Source organism: Streptomyces chartreusis NRRL 3882, assembly GCF_900236475.1.
Classification (GTDB): Bacteria; Actinomycetota; Actinomycetes; order Streptomycetales; family Streptomycetaceae; genus Streptomyces; species Streptomyces chartreusis_D.
In genome coordinates this window covers 3,739,365-3,757,373 of the sequence record NZ_LT963352.1, presented here as the reverse complement: position 1 = coordinate 3,757,373, position 18,009 = coordinate 3,739,365, and the positions used below count along the sequence as shown (strand labels likewise).

Annotated in this window: 15 protein-coding genes; 14 read left to right on the top strand and 1 reads right to left on the bottom strand. The window is 69.2% G+C overall.

The genetic code is table 11. The features are described 5' to 3' along the window. Positions 1-300: 300 nt before the first annotated feature. Positions 301-1,128, bottom strand: coding sequence for a C40 family peptidase (locus tag SCNRRL3882_RS16760; RefSeq protein ID WP_029181285.1), 828 nt, complete (start codon positions 1,126-1,128; stop codon positions 301-303). A gap of 724 nt (positions 1,129-1,852) precedes the next feature. Here SCNRRL3882_RS16760 and SCNRRL3882_RS16755 point away from each other — a divergent pair. From SCNRRL3882_RS16755 to nuoN, 14 genes are read left to right on the top strand one after another with little or no spacing between them, the layout of a single operon-like run. Then, positions 1,853-2,212, top strand: a complete 360-nt coding sequence (locus SCNRRL3882_RS16755; RefSeq protein WP_003992243.1) for an NADH-quinone oxidoreductase subunit A — start codon at positions 1,853-1,855, stop codon at positions 2,210-2,212. A gap of 13 nt (positions 2,213-2,225) precedes the next feature. Further along, on the top strand, positions 2,226-2,780 hold the full coding sequence (locus SCNRRL3882_RS16750; RefSeq protein WP_010041554.1) for a NuoB/complex I 20 kDa subunit family protein: 555 nt from the start codon (positions 2,226-2,228) through the stop codon (positions 2,778-2,780). Beyond that, positions 2,777-3,520, top strand: a complete 744-nt coding sequence (locus SCNRRL3882_RS16745) for an NADH-quinone oxidoreductase subunit C (RefSeq protein WP_010041552.1) — start codon at positions 2,777-2,779, stop codon at positions 3,518-3,520. Before SCNRRL3882_RS16750 ends, SCNRRL3882_RS16745 begins: the two co-directional genes overlap by 4 nt. After that, positions 3,517-4,839 (top strand): NADH-quinone oxidoreductase subunit D, encoded by a 1,323-nt coding sequence (locus SCNRRL3882_RS16740; protein WP_010041549.1) that lies wholly within the window; start codon positions 3,517-3,519, stop codon positions 4,837-4,839. Before SCNRRL3882_RS16745 ends, SCNRRL3882_RS16740 begins: the two co-directional genes overlap by 4 nt. Then, on the top strand, positions 4,836-5,747 hold the full coding sequence (nuoE, locus tag SCNRRL3882_RS16735; protein ID WP_010041546.1) for an NADH-quinone oxidoreductase subunit NuoE: 912 nt from the start codon (positions 4,836-4,838) through the stop codon (positions 5,745-5,747). Before SCNRRL3882_RS16740 ends, nuoE begins: the two co-directional genes overlap by 4 nt. Beyond that, on the top strand, positions 5,747-7,093 hold the full coding sequence (gene nuoF / locus SCNRRL3882_RS16730) for an NADH-quinone oxidoreductase subunit NuoF (protein ID WP_010041539.1): 1,347 nt from the start codon (positions 5,747-5,749) through the stop codon (positions 7,091-7,093). Before nuoE ends, nuoF begins: the two co-directional genes overlap by 1 nt. Then, entirely contained in the window at positions 7,090-9,594 is a 2,505-nt protein-coding gene (locus SCNRRL3882_RS16725) for an NADH-quinone oxidoreductase subunit G (protein WP_010041538.1), read from the top strand. The genes nuoF and SCNRRL3882_RS16725 overlap by 4 nt, the downstream gene beginning before the upstream one ends. Next, complete coding sequence (gene nuoH / locus SCNRRL3882_RS16720; RefSeq protein ID WP_010041537.1) at positions 9,591-10,967, top strand: NADH-quinone oxidoreductase subunit NuoH; 1,377 nt, start codon at positions 9,591-9,593, stop codon at positions 10,965-10,967. The genes SCNRRL3882_RS16725 and nuoH overlap by 4 nt, the downstream gene beginning before the upstream one ends. Next, positions 10,960-11,601 (top strand): NADH-quinone oxidoreductase subunit NuoI, encoded by a 642-nt coding sequence (gene nuoI / locus SCNRRL3882_RS16715; protein ID WP_010041534.1) that lies wholly within the window; start codon positions 10,960-10,962, stop codon positions 11,599-11,601. The genes nuoH and nuoI overlap by 8 nt, the downstream gene beginning before the upstream one ends. Next, complete coding sequence (locus SCNRRL3882_RS16710) at positions 11,598-12,440, top strand: NADH-quinone oxidoreductase subunit J (protein WP_010041529.1); 843 nt, start codon at positions 11,598-11,600, stop codon at positions 12,438-12,440. The genes nuoI and SCNRRL3882_RS16710 overlap by 4 nt, the downstream gene beginning before the upstream one ends. After that, positions 12,437-12,736, top strand: coding sequence for an NADH-quinone oxidoreductase subunit NuoK (nuoK, locus tag SCNRRL3882_RS16705; RefSeq protein WP_003992252.1), 300 nt, complete (start codon positions 12,437-12,439; stop codon positions 12,734-12,736). The genes SCNRRL3882_RS16710 and nuoK overlap by 4 nt, the downstream gene beginning before the upstream one ends. A 15-nt stretch (positions 12,737-12,751) precedes the next feature. Next, positions 12,752-14,716, top strand: coding sequence for an NADH-quinone oxidoreductase subunit L (gene nuoL / locus SCNRRL3882_RS16700; protein WP_010041528.1), 1,965 nt, complete (start codon positions 12,752-12,754; stop codon positions 14,714-14,716). Between the two features lie 5 nt (positions 14,717-14,721). Further along, positions 14,722-16,293, top strand: coding sequence for an NADH-quinone oxidoreductase subunit M (locus SCNRRL3882_RS16695; protein WP_010041527.1), 1,572 nt, complete (start codon positions 14,722-14,724; stop codon positions 16,291-16,293). Beyond that, the gene (nuoN, locus tag SCNRRL3882_RS16690; RefSeq protein WP_010041526.1) at positions 16,290-17,939 is read left to right on the top strand and encodes an NADH-quinone oxidoreductase subunit NuoN; all 1,650 of its coding nucleotides are present in this window, start codon (positions 16,290-16,292) and stop codon (positions 17,937-17,939) included. The genes SCNRRL3882_RS16695 and nuoN overlap by 4 nt, the downstream gene beginning before the upstream one ends. Positions 17,940-18,009: the final 70 nt, after the last annotated feature.

Here is an 18,009-nt window from a genome sequence, read left to right as displayed (position 1 = left end):
CCTGTCCGCGTGAGCGTGCTGTGGGTGGCGGGAACCCGGGCTTCCGGCCTCGGAAGCCCCTCCCCGCCCTCAGGAGGCATCACAGCAGAACACCCGCAGCAGTCCCAGCAGCAGTCCGGCCACACCCGCAGACGCCTCTCACGGCCGCCAGGGGGCCGCCGGGGCCATCGCCCGGGGGTCCCGGTTCCCCGAGGGCCGCGGCGGCCTCCAGCGGCGGCCAGGCGCCTCGCCACGCATCCGGACACGCCGGGAGGGCCGCTGCCCCGAGTGGCAGCGGCCCTCAAGCCCGTGTGCGTGCGGTCAGAGAACCCGCACCGCGCCCGACGCCGGGTAGCCCGACAGGTCCTGGATGACGACGCCCTTGGACGGGTTGGCCGCGTCCAGGTACTGGCCGTTCCCGATGTAGACACCCACGTGGTACGCGGAGCCCTTGCCGCCCCAGTAGAGGATGTCGCCGACCTGGATGTCGGACAGCGGGACGTCCGTGCCGGCCATCGACTGGTCCTGCGAGACGCGCGGCAGGTCCACACCAACCTGCTTGTACGCGGCCTGCACGAGCGAGGAGCAGTCCCAGGCGTTGGGACCGGTGGCACCCATGACGTAGGCGTCGCCCACCTGAGCCTTCAGGAAGGCGATGACGGTCGCGACGCTGCCGCTGGCGGGCGCCGACACCGACGTGGAGGCGGAGGCGGACAGCGTGGCACGCTCGGCGCTGCGGGTGGCGCGCTCGGCGGCGGCCTTGCGGGCGGCCTCGGCGGCCTTCTTCTTGGCCTCCGCCTTCTTCTTCGCCTCGGCGAGGTCCTTCTTGGCCTCCGCCGCGGCCTTGGCGGCGGCGGCGTCACGCTCGGCGCGCAGTTCGTAGTTCGCGGCCGCCTGCTGGGTGGCGGCGGCGGACTGGGCGACCTGAGCGGACAGGTCGGCCGTCAGGGTGGGCAGTTCGATGGTCTGCGTCACCGGCTCGGCGGCGTTCGCCGAGGCCGACGCACCCGCCGCTGCCATGCTGAGAACGCCACCGGCAACTCCGGCACGCATGGCGATCGAAGAGGTCGCGCTGCGGCGGGGCTTCCGGTGGCTGCGTATGTGAGCGGTGTGGGACATGGGAACAACCGGTACCAGGGGCTCCTTCATATCTTCAAGAAACGTGTGCTGCGCCACAGTTGTTCAACCGGGCTCCCAAAACCCCCGCGTGAGGCCCTTTATTGACGCCGTAACGGACATAGCGGGCGCACCGTAACCGGCCTGTGATCACGGTCTTTGATCAATACGCCCGAATTGCCCCGCGCCTACCATCGGTTGGGCTGATTGGCCAAGCCCCGTTCTCATGGGCCTCTCATGTGTGTGACGGAGGTCACGGAACGGCTGCCGAGGTGGGTGCGTCCGGCGCCGGAGATCACGACCCGATCACGGCCTCGCGAAGATCGTGAACGTATGCACGCGTCCACACCCCGTTCCGCGTGCCCTCTGATGTGTGAACGCGCCTCTATCAAGAGATCGATTCCATCGCCAATTTGCATGCAAGGGAACTCTCTTGATATTGAGACGCCCCCTCCGGCCTGCGCTGACGAGCCAAAATGTCACGTCTGGTGATCACTCGGACGCTTCGGGTGTGAAGATCACCGCTCATCCGACTTCATGATCGATCGTCAGGTGGTGGAGATCACAAAGCTTGTGCAATACCCCGTGTCGCAGATCACAGAGCGTCGGGCATAAGATGCACGCGGTTGGGCTTGTGACCTGCTTCACATGTTCCCGATCTTCGCCGGGGCGGGCGGGGTTCGCGGGACAGGTGGGGCGGATGTGAGCCCGACGCAAACCGCCAGCAGTCAGTGCCGACTGAGAGGAGCGAGGAGCGGTGAACGCTTATGCGCCCATCCTCGTACTGGGAGCCCTCGGGGCAGGCTTTGCGATCTTCTCCGTGGTCATGGCCACGTTGATCGGGCCCAAGCGGTACAACCGGGCCAAGCTCGAGGCCTACGAGTGCGGAATCGAGCCGACCCCCACGCCGGCCGGCGGCGGGCGCTTCCCCATCAAGTACTACCTGACGGCGATGCTCTTCATCGTCTTCGACATCGAGATCGTCTTCCTCTATCCCTGGGCCGTCACCTTCGACGCCCTGGGGATTTTCGGGCTCGTGGAGATGCTGCTCTTCGTGCTCACCGTCTTCGTCGCGTACGCGTACGTATGGCGGCGCGGCGGCCTGGAATGGGACTGAGGGGCCACAAGTCATGGGACTCGAAGAAAAGCTGCCGAGCGGCTTCCTGCTGACCACCGTCGAGCAGGCCGCGGGCTGGGTGCGCAAGTCGTCCGTCTTCCCCGCCACGTTCGGCCTCGCCTGCTGCGCCATCGAGATGATGACCACCGGCGCCGGACGCTACGACCTGGCGCGCTTCGGCATGGAGGTCTTCCGGGGCTCACCGCGCCAGGCGGACCTGATGATCGTCGCCGGCCGGGTCAGCCAGAAGATGGCGCCGGTGCTGCGGCAGGTCTACGACCAGATGCCGAACCCCAAGTGGGTGATCTCCATGGGGGTCTGCGCCTCCTCCGGCGGCATGTTCAACAACTACGCCATCGTCCAGGGCGTCGACCACATCGTGCCGGTCGACATCTACCTCCCCGGCTGCCCGCCCCGGCCGGAGATGCTCATGGACGCCATCCTCAAGCTCCACCAGAAGATCCAGACCTCCAAGCTCGGCGTGAACGCCGAGGAGGCCGCCCGCGAGGCGGAGGAGGCGGCGCTCAAGGCCCTGCCCACGATCGAGATGAAGGGGCTGCTGCGGTGAGCGACGCGAACGGCGCCAACGGCGCGAACCCCGAGAAGGACCTCAGCGCGTCGAACCTCCCTGGCCAGCGCGGTGAGGGCGGCGAGGAGATCCGCGTCCAGCGCGGCATGTTCGGCGCCGAGAACGGCGGCGACACCTCCGGCTACGGCGGCCTGGTCCGCTCGGTCCGGCTCCCGGGACCGGCGACCCGCCCCTACGGCGGATGGTTCGACGAGGTCGCCGACGAGCTGGAGGGCGCCCTGGAGGAGCAGGGACTCCTCCCTGAGAACGCCATCGAGAAGACGGTCGTCGACCGCGACGAGCTGACCTTCCACATCGAACGCGAGCACCTGGTCCGCGTCGCCCGCACCCTGCGCGACGACCCGGCCCTGCGCTTCGAGCTGTGCACCGGCGTCAGCGGCGTCCACTACCCGAACGACAAGGGCCGCGAGCTGCACGCCGTCTACCACCTGCGCTCGATCACCCACAACCGGGTGATCCGCCTGGAGGTCAGCTGCCCCGACAGCGACCCGCACATCCCGTCGCTGTTCTCGGTCTATCCGACGAACGACTGGCACGAGCGCGAGACGTACGACTTCTTCGGCATCGTCTTCGACGGCCACCCCGCCCTGACGCGGATCATGATGCCGGACGACTGGCAGGGCTTTCCGCAGCGCAAGGACTATCCCCTCGGCGGCATCCCCGTCGAGTACAAGGGCGCCCAGATCCCGGCTCCGGACCAGCGGAGGTCGTACTCATGAGCACGTCGCACGCCTCCCCTCGCGAGACCACCGAGGGCACCGTCTACACCGTCACCGGCGGCGACTGGGACGAGGTCGTCCAGTCCGCGGCCCGGGCCGACGACGAGCGCATCGTCGTCAACATGGGCCCGCAGCACCCGTCCACGCACGGCGTGCTCCGCCTGATCCTGGAGATCGAGGGCGAGACCGTCACCGAGGCCCGCTGCGGCATCGGCTACCTGCACACCGGCATCGAGAAGAACCTCGAGTACCGGACGTGGACGCAGGGCACCACGTTCGTGACGCGCATGGACTACCTGACGCCGTTCTTCAACGAGACGGCGTACTGCCTCGGGGTCGAGAAGCTCCTCGGCATCGAGGACCAGATCCCGGACCGGGCCTCGATCATCCGCGTGCTCCTGATGGAGCTGAACCGGCTCTCCTCGCACCTGGTGTGCATCGCCACCGGCGGCATGGAGCTCGGCGCCACCACGATCATGATCTACGGATTCCGTGATCGTGAACTCATTCTCGACATCTACGAGCTGATCACCGGCCTGCGGATGAACCACGCGTACATCCGCCCCGGCGGACTCGCCCAGGACCTGCCGCCCGGCGCGGTGGACCAGATCCGCGAGTTCGTGAAGAAGATGAAGAAGAACCTCCCGGAGTACGACAAGCTCGCCACCGGGAACCCCATCTTCAAGGCCCGCATGCAGGACATCGGCTACCTCGACCTGGCCGGCTGCATGGCCCTCGGCGCCACCGGCCCGATCCTGCGTTCCACCGGCCTGCCGCACGACCTGCGCAAGACGCAGCCCTACTGCGGCTACGAGACGTACGACTTCGACATCCCGACCGCCGACACCTGTGACGCCTACGGCCGCTTCCTCATCCGCCTGGAGGAGATGCGGCAGTCGCTCAGGATCGTCGAGCAGTGCCTGGACCGGCTGCAGCCCGGCCCGGTCATGGTCGCCGACAAGAAGATCGCCTGGCCGGCCCAGCTCGCCCTGGGGCCCGACGGCCTCGGCAACTCCCTCGACCACATCAAGAAGATCATGGGCACCTCCATGGAGGCCCTGATCCACCACTTCAAGCTGGTCACCGAGGGCTTCCGCGTCCCGCCGGGACAGGCCTACGCGGCGGTCGAGTCGCCCAAGGGCGAACTCGGGGTGCACGTCGTCTCCGACGGCGGCACCCGCCCCTACCGGGTCCACTTCCGCGACCCGTCCTTCACCAACCTTCAGGCCATGGCGGCGATGTGCGAGGGCGGCCAGGTCGCCGACGTCATCGTCGCCGTCGCGTCCATCGACCCCGTGATGGGAGGCGTCGACCGGTGACCACCTCTTCTTCCGAGCGGGGCGTCAGCCTGGGCATGCCCGAACTGCCCGCACCCGCCTACCCGGACGACGTCCGCGCCCGTCTGGAGACGGACGCGCGCGAGATCATCGCCCGCTACCCGGACTCCCGCTCCGCCCTCCTGCCGCTGCTGCACCTCGTGCAGTCCGAGGAGGGGCACGTCACGCGCACCGGCATGCAGTTCTGCGCGGACATGCTCGGCCTGACCACGGCCGAGGTCACCGCCGTCGCCACCTTCTACACGATGTACCGGCGCCGGCCGAGCGGTGACTACCAGGTCGGGGTGTGCACCAACACCCTGTGCGCCGTGATGGGCGGGGACGCGATCTTCGAGGAGCTCCAGGAACACCTGGGCGTCGGCAACGGCGAGACCACCGAAGACGGCAAGGTCACCCTGGAGCACATCGAGTGCAACGCCGCCTGCGACTTCGCGCCGGTCGTGATGGTCAACTGGGAGTTCTTCGACAACCAGACCCCGGCGAGCGCCAGGCGCCTCGTCGACGACCTGCGCGCGGGCCGGCCGGTCACGCCCACGCGCGGGGCGCCCCTGTGCACCTTCAAGGAAACCGCCCGGGTCCTGGCCGGTTTCCCCGACGAGCGGGACGGGGCCGTCGAAGCCGGGGGCAGCGCGGGACCCGCCTCCCTGGTCGGCCTGAAGCTCGCCAAGGGCGAGTCCGCTCCCGCGCGCGTGGTGCATCCGCGGGGGGAGGCACCCCGGGACGACAAGCCGCACGAGCCGTCACCGACGGAGCACTTGAGCTCGCACGACGCGCCGCAGGACACGTCGGCCTCCGACCCCTCCCACCCGTCGCCCCCCACCACCCCTGATGGAGGGGATCCGCCCCGCCCCGCCGATCCGGCCGGGCCTGTCGCCGAGGAGGGGGAGTGATGACCTTGGCACCCGAGCTGAAAGACATGAGCCCCGAGAAGCTGCTCGCACCGGTGCTGTCGGCCTTCTGGGACGAGGACAGGTCCTGGACGCTGGACGTGTACCGGCGGCACGACGGGTACGAGGGGCTTCGCAAGGCGCTCGCCATGTCGCCGGACGACGTGATCGCGTACGTCAAGGAATCCGGTCTGCGCGGGCGCGGCGGCGCGGGATTCCCCACGGGCATGAAGTGGCAGTTCATTCCCCAGGGGGACGGCAAGCCGCACTATCTTGTTGTCAACGCCGACGAGTCGGAGCCGGGGACGTGCAAGGACATCCCGCTCCTCTTCGCGAACCCGCACAGCCTCATCGAGGGCATGATCATCGCGTGTTACGCCATCAGGTCGTCGCATGCGTTCATCTATCTGCGTGGTGAAGTCGTCCCAGTGCTGCGGCGGTTGCACTCTGCCGTGCGCGAGGCGTACGAGGCGGGCTTCCTCGGCGAGAACATCCTGGGCAGCGGACTCGACCTCGACATCACCGTGCACGCGGGCGCGGGCGCGTACATCTGCGGTGAGGAGACCGCACTGCTGGACTCGCTCGAAGGCCGCCGGGGTCAACCGCGGCTTCGTCCCCCCTTCCCTGCCGTCGCGGGCCTCTACGCGTGCCCGACTGTGGTGAACAACGTCGAGTCGATCGCGTCGGTTCCCGCGATCATGCAGCGGGGCAAGGAATGGTTCCGGTCGATGGGGAGTGAGAAGTCGCCCGGCTTCACGCTCTACTCCCTGTCCGGCCATGTCGCCAGCCCCGGCCAGTACGAGGCGCCGCTCGGGATCACGCTCCGCCAGCTCCTCGACATGAGCGGCGGGATGCGCCCCGGGCACCGCCTCAAGTTCTGGACGCCGGGGGGCTCCTCGACCCCGATGTTCACCGACGAGCATCTCGACGTCCCTCTTGATTACGAAGGAGTGGGCGCCGCGGGTTCCATGCTCGGCACCAAAGCTCTCCAGTGCTTCGACGAGACGACCTGCGTGGTGCGGGCCGTGACGCGCTGGACGGAGTTCTACGCCCACGAGTCCTGCGGCAAGTGCACGCCCTGCCGCGAAGGGACCTACTGGCTCGTGCAGTTGCTGCGCGACATCGAGGCCGGCAAGGGACGCATGTCCGACCTCGACAAGCTGAACGACATCGCCGACAACATCAACGGCAAGTCCTTCTGCGCCCTCGGCGACGGCGCCGCCTCGCCGATCTTCTCCTCGCTCAAGTACTTCCGCGAGGAGTACGAGCAGCACATCACGGGCCGGGGCTGCCCCTTCGACCCGGCCAAGTCGACGGCCTGGGCCGACCGCACGGAGGTGAACGCATGACCGTGACCACCAACGCTCCCGCGGGTGGGGGAGAGGCGGCGGTCCCGCCGGAGGACCTCGTGACGCTGACGATCGACGGCATCGAGATCAGCGTGCCCAAGGGCACCCTGGTCATCCGGGCCGCCGAACAGCTCGGCATCGAGATCCCCCGGTTCTGCGACCACCCCCTCCTCGACCCGGCCGGCGCCTGCCGGCAGTGCATCGTCGAGGTCGAGGGCCAGCGCAAGCCCATGGCGTCCTGCACCATCACCTGCACCGACGGGATGGTGGTCAAGACCCACCTCACCTCGCCGGTCGCCGAGAAGGCCCAGAAGGGTGTGATGGAGCTCCTGCTCATCAACCACCCGCTGGACTGCCCGGTCTGCGACAAGGGCGGCGAGTGCCCGCTGCAGAACCAGGCCATGTCGCACGGCGACGCCGAGTCCCGCTTCGAGGGCCGCAAGCGGACCTACGAGAAGCCCGTCCCGATCTCCACACAGGTGCTGCTCGACCGCGAGCGGTGCGTGCTGTGCGCCCGCTGCACCCGGTTCTCCAACCAGGTCGCGGGCGACCCGATGATCGAGTTGATCGAGCGGGGCGCGCTCCAGCAGGTCGGCACCGGCGAGGGCGACCCGTTCGAGTCGTACTTCTCCGGCAACACCATCCAGATCTGCCCGGTGGGTGCGCTGACCTCGGCGGCGTACCGATTCCGCTCCCGCCCCTTCGACCTGGTCTCCTCGCCGTCGGTGTGCGAGCACTGCTCCGGTGGCTGTGCCACGCGCACCGACCACCGGCGCGGCAAGGTCATGCGGCGGCTCGCCGCCGACGACCCCGAGGTCAACGAGGAGTGGATCTGCGACAAGGGGCGCTTCGCGTTCCGGTACGCGCAGCAGCGGGACCGGTTGGAGACCCCCTTGGTGCGCAACGCCGAGGGCGACCTCGAACCGGCCTCCTGGCCGGAGGCGCTCCAGATCGCGGCCCAGGGGCTGCTGGCCTCCCGGGGCCGCACCGGGGTGCTGACCGGCGGCCGGCTCACCATCGAGGACGCCTACGCGTACAGCAAGTTCGCGCGCGTGGCGCTCGACACCAACGACATCGACTTCCGCGCGCGCGTGCACAGCAGCGAGGAGGCCGACTTCCTCGCCGCCCAGGTCGCCGGGCGCGGCCGGGACCTCGACGGTACGGGCGTCACGTACACCGCGCTGGAGAAGGCCCCCGCCGTCCTGCTGGTCGGTTTCGAGGCGGAGGAGGAGGCGCCCGGCGTCTTCCTGCGGCTGCGCAAGGCCTGGCGCAAGCACGGGCAGAAGGTCTTCTCCCTGGCCACGCACGCCACGCGCGGTCTGGAGAAGGCCGGCGGGACGCTGCTGCCGGCCGCCCCCGGCACCGAGACCGAGTGGCTGGACGCGCTCGCGAGCAACGTCGGCCTGGAGGGCGACGGCGCCGCGGCCGCCGAGGCGCTGCGCGCCGAGGGTGCGGTGATCGTCGTCGGCGAGCGGCTGGCCGCGGTGGCCGGCGGTCTGACCGCCGCCGTACGCACCGCCTCCGCGACCGGTGCCCGGCTGGCGTGGATCCCGCGCCGGGCCGGGGAACGCGGCGCCATCGAGGCGGGTGCCCTGCCGTCGCTGCTGCCGGGCGGGCGTCCGGCCACCGATCCACGCGCGCGTGACGAGGTCGCCACCGTCTGGGGCGTGGCAGGCCTCCCGCACCGCTACGGCCGCGACACCGGCCAGATCGTGGAGGCCGCCGCGACCGGCGAGCTCCAGGCCCTGCTGGTGGCGGGCGTCGAGATCGCCGACCTGCCCGACCCGGCACGCGCGCGTGCGGCACTCGACGAGGTCGGCTTCCTGGTCTCGCTCGAACTGCGGCCCGGCGAGATCACCCGCAAGGCCGACGTCGTGCTGCCCGTCAGCGCGGTCGCCGAGAAGGCCGGCACCTTCCTCAACTGGGAAGGCCGGGTCCGCTTCTTCGAGGCCGCGCTCAAGCCCGACCAGATGACCCGCCGCCTCGCGCCCACCGACGCGCGCGTGCTGCAGATGCTGGCCGACGCCATGGACGTCCACCTCGGTCTGCCCGATCTGCGCACCGTTCGGGCGGAGATCGACCGGCTCGGCGCCTGGGACGGCCCGCGCGCCACCGAACCCCTGGAGACGGCGGGCGCCCTGCCCCGTCCGGCCGCCGGTGAGGCCGTGCTCGCAGGCCACCGGCTGCTGCTCGACCAGGGCGTCCTCCAGCAGGGCGACGAGGCGCTCGCCGGCACCCGGCACGCCGCACGCGCTCGCCTGTCGGCCGCGACGGCCGCCGAGGCGGGCGTCAAGGACGGCGACCTCCTCGCGGTGGCCGGCCCCCGGGGAGTCGTCGAACTCCCCCTCCAGATCAGTGAGATGCCCGACCGGGTGGTGTGGCTCCCGCTGAACTCCACCGGCGGCGGCGTCGCCTCCGACACCGGGGCGCGGCCCGGCTCCCTCGTCCGCATCGGCCCGGCGACCCTCGCCGGCGAGGCCCCCAAGGAGGTGGAGGCATGAGCCCGTACCTCGCCGCTGAAGACCTCTCGATGTTCGGCACCGACCCCTGGTGGCTGGTCGTCATCAAGGCGGTGTTCTGCTTCGCCTTCCTGATGGTGACCGTGCTGATCTCCATCGTCATGGAGCGCAAGGTCGTCGCCTGGATGCAGCTGCGCATCGGCCCCAACCGGCACGGCCCCTGGGGCATGCTCCAGTCGCTCGCCGACGGCATCAAGCTGATGCTCAAGGAAGACGTCATCGTCAAGCGCGCGGACAAGGCGGTGTACGTCCTCGCGCCGATCGTCGCGGCCATCCCGGCCTTCATGGCGATCGCGGTGATCCCCTTCGGCCCGGCCGGCAACGAGATCTCGATCTTCGGCCACCGCACCACGATGCAGCTCACCGACCTCCCGATCGCGATGCTCTACATCCTCGCGGTCGCCTCCGTCGGCATCTACGGCATCGTGCTGGCGGGCTGGAGCTCCGGATCGACGTATCCGTTGCTGGGCGGTCTGCGGTCCTGCGCGCAGATGATCTCGTACGAGATCGCGATGGGCGCCGCCTTCGCCTCCGTGTTCCTCTACTCGGGGTCGATGTCGACGTCGACGATCGTCGAGCAGCAGGCCGACCGCTGGTACATCCTGCTGCTGCCGCTCTCCTTCGTCATCTACATCGTGACGATGGTCGGCGAGACCAACCGCGCCCCGTTCGACATGCCGGAGTCCGAGGGCGACCTCGTCGGCGGCTTCAACACCGAGTACTCGTCGATCAAGTTCGCGATGTTCATGCTCGCCGAGTACGTCAACATGGTGACCGTCTCGGCCGTCGCCACGACGCTGTTCCTCGGCGGCTGGCGGGCCCCCTGGCCGATCAGCACCTTCTGGGAGGGCGCGAACCACGGCTGGTGGCCGATGCTCTGGTTCACGGTCAAGGTCCAGCTGCTGCTGTTCATGTTCATCTGGATCCGCGGCACGCTCCCCCGCGTCCGCTACGACCAGCTGATGAAGCTCGGCTGGAAGGTCCTCATCCCGGTCTCGCTGGTCTGGCTGATGCTCGTCGCCAGCGTGCGGGCCTTCAGGAACGAGGGCTACGACTTCGCCGACATCGCCCTCTACGTCGGCGGCGGCGTCCTGGCCCTGCTGGTGCTCTCCTTCGTCGTCGACATGTTCCGCGAGAAGACGAAGCAGGCCGAACAGCCGGCCGAGACCCCGGCCGCCTTCGACCCGATGGCGGGCGGATTCCCCGTACCGCCACTGCCGGGGCAGGAGCTTCCACCGGTTCCGCGACGCCGCCCTCGCGGTGAGCGGGAGCTGATTGTCAGTGGTGGGCCCGATACTCAGAGTGACGGATCTCTGGGCGGAACTACGGATGGAAAGGAGGCGTCCGATGGCTGAGGAACCGAAGGACACCAAGCCCGGTTTCCAGAACCCGGTGGCCGGCTTCGGCGTGACCTTCAAGGCCATGTTCAAGAAGCGGCTGACCGAGCAGTATCCGGAGCAGCAGAAGACCACGGCTCCGCGCTTCCACGGACGGCACCAGCTCAACCGCCATCCGGACGGCCTGGAGAAGTGCGTCGGCTGTGAACTGTGCGCGTGGGCCTGCCCCGCCGACGCGATCTACGTGGAGGGCGCGGACAACACCGACGAGGAGCGCTACTCGCCGGGCGAGCGGTACGGCCGCGTCTACCAGATCAACTACGCCCGCTGCATCCTGTGCGGCCTGTGCATCGAGGCGTGCCCCACGCGCGCGCTGACGATGACGAACGAGTTCGAGCTCGCCGACTCCAGCCGGGCCAACCTCATCTACACCAAGGAGCAGCTGCTCGCCGGCCTGGAGGAGGGCATGGTCGACACGCCCCACGCCATCTACCCGGGCACGGACGAACAGGACTACTACCGGGGCCTGGTCACCGAGGCCGCGCCCGGCACCGAGCGGCAGGTCGCCCACTCCAAGGGCGAGGTCGTGCAGGAGGCCGACTCGACCTTCGGCGGGACGGAACCGGCGTCGGAGAAGGTGATCGGCCGATGACCACCCAGCTCGCCGCCTACTCCACCTCCACCGGAGAGGCCGTCCAGTTCTGGATCCTCGGCACCGTCGCGGTGATCGGCGCCCTGTGCACCATCCTCATGAAGAGGGCCGTGCACAGCGCCCTCTGCCTCGCCGGGACCATGATCATCCTGGCGGTGTTCTACCTCGCCAACGGCGCCTACTTCCTGGGCGTCGTCCAGATCGTCGTCTACACCGGCGCGATCATGATGCTGTTCCTGTTCGTGGTGATGCTCGTCGGCGTCACCGCGGCGGACTCCCTGAAGGAGACCATCAAGGGCCAGCGCTGGCTGGCCCTGCTGTGCGGGCTCGGTTTCGGCGTCCTGCTGATCGCCGGCATCGGCAACGCCTCCCTCAAGGAGTTCAACGGCATCGGCCAGGCCAACGCCGGCGGCAACGTGGAGGGCATCGCCGCCCTCCTCTTCACCCGGTACGTCTTCGCGTTCGAGATCACCGGCGCCCTGCTCATCACGGCCGCCGTCGGCGCCATGGTGCTCACCCACCGCGAGCGCACCGAACGCGCCAAGACGCAGCGCGAACTCTCCGAGGAGCGGGTCCGCGCGGGCAAGCAACTGCCGCCCCTGCCGGCTCCTGGTGTGTACGCCCGGCACAACGCGGTCGACATCGCGGGCCTGCTGCCCGACGGCACACCGTCCGACCTCACCGTCAGCAAGACGCTGCGGGAGCGGGGCCAGATCCGGGACGTGTCGCAGGAGGCGCTCAACGACCTGCGGGCCCTGGAGCAGCGTGCCGAGGAGCGCCTGGAGCGGAAGGCCATCGAGCCGGCCACGTTCAAGCGGCCCGAGGAGGCGTCGAAGTGAACCCGGTCAACTATCTGTATCTCGCGGCCCTGTTGTTCACGATCGGCGCCACCGGCGTGCTGATCAGGCGCAACGCGATCGTCGTGTTCATGTGCATCGAGCTCATGCTCAACGCCTGCAACCTCGCGTTCGTCGCCTTCTCCCGGATGCACGGCAACCTCGACGGCCAGATCATCGCGTTCTTCACGATGGTCGTCGCCGCCGCGGAGGTCGTGGTCGGGCTCGCGATCATCGTGTCCCTGTTCCGCGCCCGCCACTCGGCCTCGGTCGACGACGCCAGCCTGATGAAGCTGTAAGGGGTCGGAAGAATCGTGGAGAACCTGATTGCGCTGCTGGTGGCGGCGCCCCTGCTCGGAGCGGCGGTCCTGCTGTGCGGCGGACGCCGGCTGGACGCCGTGGGCCACTGGATCGGCACGCTGCTCGCGGCCGCCTCCTTCGTGCTCGGTCTCGTCCTGTTCACCGACATGCTCGGCCAGGACCCCGAACACCGCGTCATGGCCCAGCATCTGTTCAGCTGGATCCCGGTCGAGGGCTTCCAGGCGGACGTCGCCTTCCAGCTCGACCAGCTGTCCATGACGTTCGTCCTGCTCATCACGGGCGTCGGATCGCTGATCCACCTCTACTCCGTCGGGTACATGGAGCACGACGAGCGGCGCCGCCGCTTCTTCGGCTACCTGAACCTGTTCCTCGCGGCGATGCTGCTGCTCGTCCTCGCCGACAACTACCTGCTGCTGTACGTCGGCTGGGAGGGCGTCGGTCTCGCCTCCTACCTGCTGATCGGCTTCTGGCAGCACAAGCCCAGCGCCGCCACGGCCGCGAAGAAGGCCTTCCTGGTCAACCGCGTCGGCGACATGGGCCTGTCCATCGCGATCATGCTGATGTTCCTGTGGTTCGGCACCTTCGCCTTCGGGCCGGTGCTCGGCAGCCACGAGGAGGCAGGGCTCGCCGGCGCCGCCGGTGAGGACAAGCTGACCGCGATCGCGCTGATGCTGCTGCTCGCCGCCTGCGGCAAGTCCGCCCAGGTACCACTGCAGTCCTGGCTCGGGGACGCGATGGAGGGCCCGACCCCGGTCTCGGCCCTCATCCACGCCGCGACCATGGTGACGGCGGGCGTGTATCTGATCGTCCGCTCCGGAGCCATTTTCAACGGCGCCCCGGACGCGCAGCTGGTCGTCACCATCGTCGGTGCGGTCACGCTCCTCTTCGGTGCGATCGTCGGTTGCGCCAAGGACGACATCAAGAAGGCCCTGGCCGGCTCGACCATGTCGCAGATCGGCTACATGATCCTCGCCGCGGGCCTCGGCCCCATCGGCTACGTCTTCGCGATCATGCACCTGGTGACGCACGGCTTCTTCAAGGCCGGGCTGTTCCTCGGCGCCGGCTCGGTCATGCACGGCATGAACGACGAGGTGGACATGAGGAGGTACGGCGGCCTCAGGAAGTACATGCCGGTCACCTTCGTCACCTTCGGCCTCGGCTACCTGGCCATCATCGGCTTCCCGGGCCTGTCCGGCTTCTTCTCCAAGGACAAGATCATCGAGGCGGCGTTCGCCAAGGGCGGCACCGAGGGCTGGATCCTCGGCGCCTGCGCCCTGCTCGGCGCCGCCATCACCGCGTACTACATGACGCGCGTGATGCTGATGACGTTCTTCGGCGAGGAGCGCTGGCGCAACGCCCCGACGCCGTCGCCGGCCGAACCGGACGTGGAGCCCGCCGCCGAGACGCGCGGCGAGTACACCCCGCCCCACCCGCACGAGTCGCCCAAGGTCATGACGATCCCGATGATCGTGCTGGCCGTCGGGTCGGTGGCCGGCGGTGCGTTCTTCAGCATCGGCGACCGCTTCCTGCACTGGCTGGAGCCCATCACCGGGCACGACCACGGCAACCCGCCGGTCAGCGCCCTCACGGTCACGCTGTCCACGGTCGCCGTGATGGTCATCGGCGTCGCCCTCGCCTGGGCGCAGTACGGCCGCCGCCCGGTCCCGGCCGTCGCCCCGCGCGGCTCGCTGCTCACCCGGGCCGCCCGGCGCGACCTGCTCCAGGACGACTTCAACCACGTCGTCCTGGTCCGCGGCGGCGAGCACCTCACGCGGTCCCTGGTCTACGTCGACCACACCCTGGTCGACGGCGTCGTCAACGGCACGGCGGCCTCGGTCGGCGGCCTCTCCGGGCGGATGCGCAGGCTGCAGAACGGCTTCGCCCGCTCCTACGCGGTCTCGATGTTCGGCGGCGCGGCGGTCATCGTCGCCGCGACCCTGCTGATGAGGGCGGTCTGATACCGATGTCCTTTCCTCTGCTGACAGCGACAGCGGCGCTCCCGGCCGTCGGGGCGATCGCCACGGCCGCCGTGCCGGCCGCGCGGCGCACCGCCGCCAAATGGCTGGCGCTGCTCTTCTCGCTCGCCACGCTCGTCCTGGCGATCGTCGTCCTGGTCCGCTTCGACCCGGACGGCGACCGCTACCAGCTCACCGAGTCCCACGCCTGGATCGCCGACTTCGGCGTCCGCTACGAACTGGGCGTGGACGGCATCGGGGTGGCGCTGATCGGACTCACCGCGTTGCTGATCCCGTTCATCATCCTCGCGGGCTGGCACGACGCCGATCCGCTGGAGACCGGCAGCAGCCGGTGGCGGCCGACGCAGGGCTTCTTCGCCCTGATCCTCGCCGTCGAGGCGATGGTGATCCTCTCCTTCGAGGCCACCGACGTCTTCCTCTTCTACATCTTCTTCGAAGCCATGCTGATCCCGATGTACTTCCTCATCGGCGGCTTCGGGGACCGTGCCCACGAGCACGGCGAGAAGACGGCGGCGACGCAACGGTCGTACGCGGCGGTGAAGTTCCTCCTCTACAACCTGGTCGGCGGCCTGATCATGCTGGCCGCGGTGATCGGCCTGTACGTGGTCGCCGGGAACTTCTCGCTCCAGGAGATCGCCGAGGCCCGCGCCAACGGCTCGCTCGACATGGCGACCAGCACCGAGCGGTGGCTGTTCCTCGGCTTCTTCTTCGCCTTCGCGGTGAAGGCGCCGCTGTGGCCGCTGCACACCTGGCTGCCCAACGCGATGCAGGAGTCCACGGCTCCGGTCGCCGTACTGATCACGGCGGTCGTCGACAAGGTCGGCACCTTCGCGATGCTCCGCTTCTGCCTCCAGCTGTTCCCGGAGGCCAGCAAGTGGGCGACGCCCGCAATCCTCGTCCTCGCCCTGATCAGCATCATCTACGGGGCGCTGCTCGCGGTCGGCCAGCGCGACATCAAGCGGCTGGTGGCCTACGCGTCGATCTCCCACTTCGGCTTCATCATCATGGGCATCTTCGCGATGACCAGCCAGGGCCAGTCCGGGGCGACGCTCTACATGATCAACCACGGCATCTCGACGGCCGCGCTGATGCTGGTGGCGGGCTTCCTGATCTCCCGGCGCGGCTCGCGGCTCATCGCCGACTACGGCGGAGTGCAGAAGGTCGCCCCGGTACTCGCCGGCACGTTCCTGATCGGCAGCCTCGCGACCCTCTCCCTGCCGGGCCTCGCGCCGTTCGTGAGTGAGTTCCTGGTCCTGGTCGGCACGTTCACGCGCTACCCGGTGATCGGCATCATCGCCACCTTCGGCATCGTCCTCGCCGCGCTCTACACCCTCGTCCTCTACCAGCGGACGATGACGGGCCCGGTGAAACCGGAGGTCGCGGCGATGCCGGACCTCCGGGTGCGTGAACTCGTGGTCGTCGCCCCGCTGGTCGTACTGCTGATCTTCCTGGGCGTCTACCCGAAGCCCGTCACGGACATCGTCAACCCGGCAGTGAAACAGACCATGTCCGACGTACAGAAGAAGGACCCCCAGCCCGAGGTGGAGGCGGCCAAGTGAGCGCAACAGCCGTCCACAGCCTGTGGACAACCGCGGCCGAACCGATCACCAAGATCGACGCGCCGAAGTTCGAGTACGGACAGTTGGCGCCCACGCTGATCGTCGTCGGCGCGGCGATCCTCGGGATCCTCATCGAGGCGTTCGTACCGCGCAAATCCCGTTACTACGTCCAGATGTTCGTGTCCGTCGTCGCGCTCGCGGCCGCCTTCGCCGCGGTCGTCGCGCTCGCCGCCGACGGATACGGCACGACCAAGGCGCGCATCGCGGCGATGGGCGCGATCGCCGTCGACGGACCGGCCCTCTTCCTGCAGGGCACGATCCTGCTGGCGGCCCTCGTCGGCCTGTTCACCTTCGCCGAGCGGCGGCTCGACCCGGTGGTGCACGGCAACCGGGTCGACTCCTTCGCCGCGCAGGCCGCGTCCGTGCCGGGCAGTGAGAGCGAGAAGGCGGCGGTCAAGGCCGGGTTCACCACCACCGAGGTGTTCCCGCTGCTGCTGTTCGCCGTCGCCGGCATGCTGATCTTCCCGGCGGCCAACGACCTGCTGACGCTCTTCGTGGCACTGGAGGTCTTCTCGCTCCCGCTGTACCTGCTGTGCGCGCTGGCCCGGCGCAAGCGGCTGATGTCGCAGGAGGCCGCGGTCAAGTACTTCCTGCTCGGCGCCTTCGCCTCCGCGTTCACCCTGTTCGGCATCGCGCTGCTGTACGGCTACGCGGGCTCGATGTCGTACGCGACGATCTCGCAGGTCGTCGACGGTACGATCGCGGACGTCAACCCGGCGCTCGCCGACACCATGGGTAATGACGCGCTGCTGCTGATCGGTGCCGCGCTGGTGGTGATGGGCCTGCTGTTCAAGGTGGGCGCGGTGCCGTTCCACATGTGGACGCCGGACGTGTACCAGGGCGCGCCCACGCCGGTGACCGGTTTCATGGCGGCGGCGACGAAGGTGGCGGCGTTCGGAGCGCTGCTGCGGTTGCTGTACGTTGTCCTGCCGGGCCTGCGCTGGGACTGGCGGCCGGTGATGTGGGCCGTGGCGATCGTCACCATGCTGGGCGGTGCCATCGTCGCGATCACGCAGACCGACATCAAGCGGCTGCTGGCGTACTCGTCGATCGCGCACGCCGGGTTCATCCTCGCGGGTGTCATCGCGACCACGCCGGACGGTGTGTCGTCCGTGCTGTTCTACCTGGCGGCGTACTCGTTCGTGACGATCGGTGCCTTCGCGGTGGTCACGCTCGTGCGCGACGCGGGCGGCGAGGCGACGCACCTGTCCAAGTGGGCGGGGCTCGGCCGGCGTTCGCCGCTGGTGGCGGCGGTGTTCGCGGTGTTCCTGCTGGCCTTCGCGGGCATTCCGCTGACCTCCGGCTTCGCCGGGAAGTTCGCCGTGTTCAAGGCGGCGGCGGAGGGCGGGGCCGCCCCGCTCGTCGTGATCGGTGTGATCTCGTCGGCGATCGCGGCGTTCTTCTACATCCGCGTCATCGTGCTGATGTTCTTCAGCGAGCCGCGGCCGGAGGGCCCGACGGTGGCCGTGCCGTCGCCGCTGACGATGACGGCGATCGGGGTCGGCGTGGCGGTCACGCTGGTGCTCGGTGTGGCGCCGCAGTACTTCCTGGATCTGGCGGGGCAGGCGGGCGTGTTCGTGCGCTGACGCTCCGCTTGGCGCGAGACAGCGGCCCGGTCCCCTTCAGGGGGTGCCGGGCCGCTGTCCTGTGCGTCGT

Bases quoted from the DNA above. Each gene is read 5' to 3' on its own strand.
- SCNRRL3882_RS16760 (WP_029181285.1), bottom strand. From the start codon at position 1,128: ATGAAGGAGCCCCTGGTACCGGTTGTTCCCATGTCCCACACCGCTCAC.
- SCNRRL3882_RS16750 (WP_010041554.1), top strand. From the start codon at position 2,226: ATGGGACTCGAAGAAAAGCTGCCGAGCGGCTTCCTGCTGACCACCGTC.
- SCNRRL3882_RS16740 (WP_010041549.1), top strand. From the start codon at position 3,517: ATGAGCACGTCGCACGCCTCCCCTCGCGAGACCACCGAGGGCACCGTC.
- nuoF (WP_010041539.1), top strand. From the start codon at position 5,747: ATGACCTTGGCACCCGAGCTGAAAGACATGAGCCCCGAGAAGCTGCTC.
- SCNRRL3882_RS16725 (WP_010041538.1), top strand. From the start codon at position 7,090: ATGACCGTGACCACCAACGCTCCCGCGGGTGGGGGAGAGGCGGCGGTC.
- nuoH (WP_010041537.1), top strand. From the start codon at position 9,591: ATGAGCCCGTACCTCGCCGCTGAAGACCTCTCGATGTTCGGCACCGAC.
- nuoI (WP_010041534.1), top strand. From the start codon at position 10,960: ATGGCTGAGGAACCGAAGGACACCAAGCCCGGTTTCCAGAACCCGGTG.
- SCNRRL3882_RS16710 (WP_010041529.1), top strand. From the start codon at position 11,598: ATGACCACCCAGCTCGCCGCCTACTCCACCTCCACCGGAGAGGCCGTC.
- SCNRRL3882_RS16695 (WP_010041527.1), top strand. From the start codon at position 14,722: ATGTCCTTTCCTCTGCTGACAGCGACAGCGGCGCTCCCGGCCGTCGGG.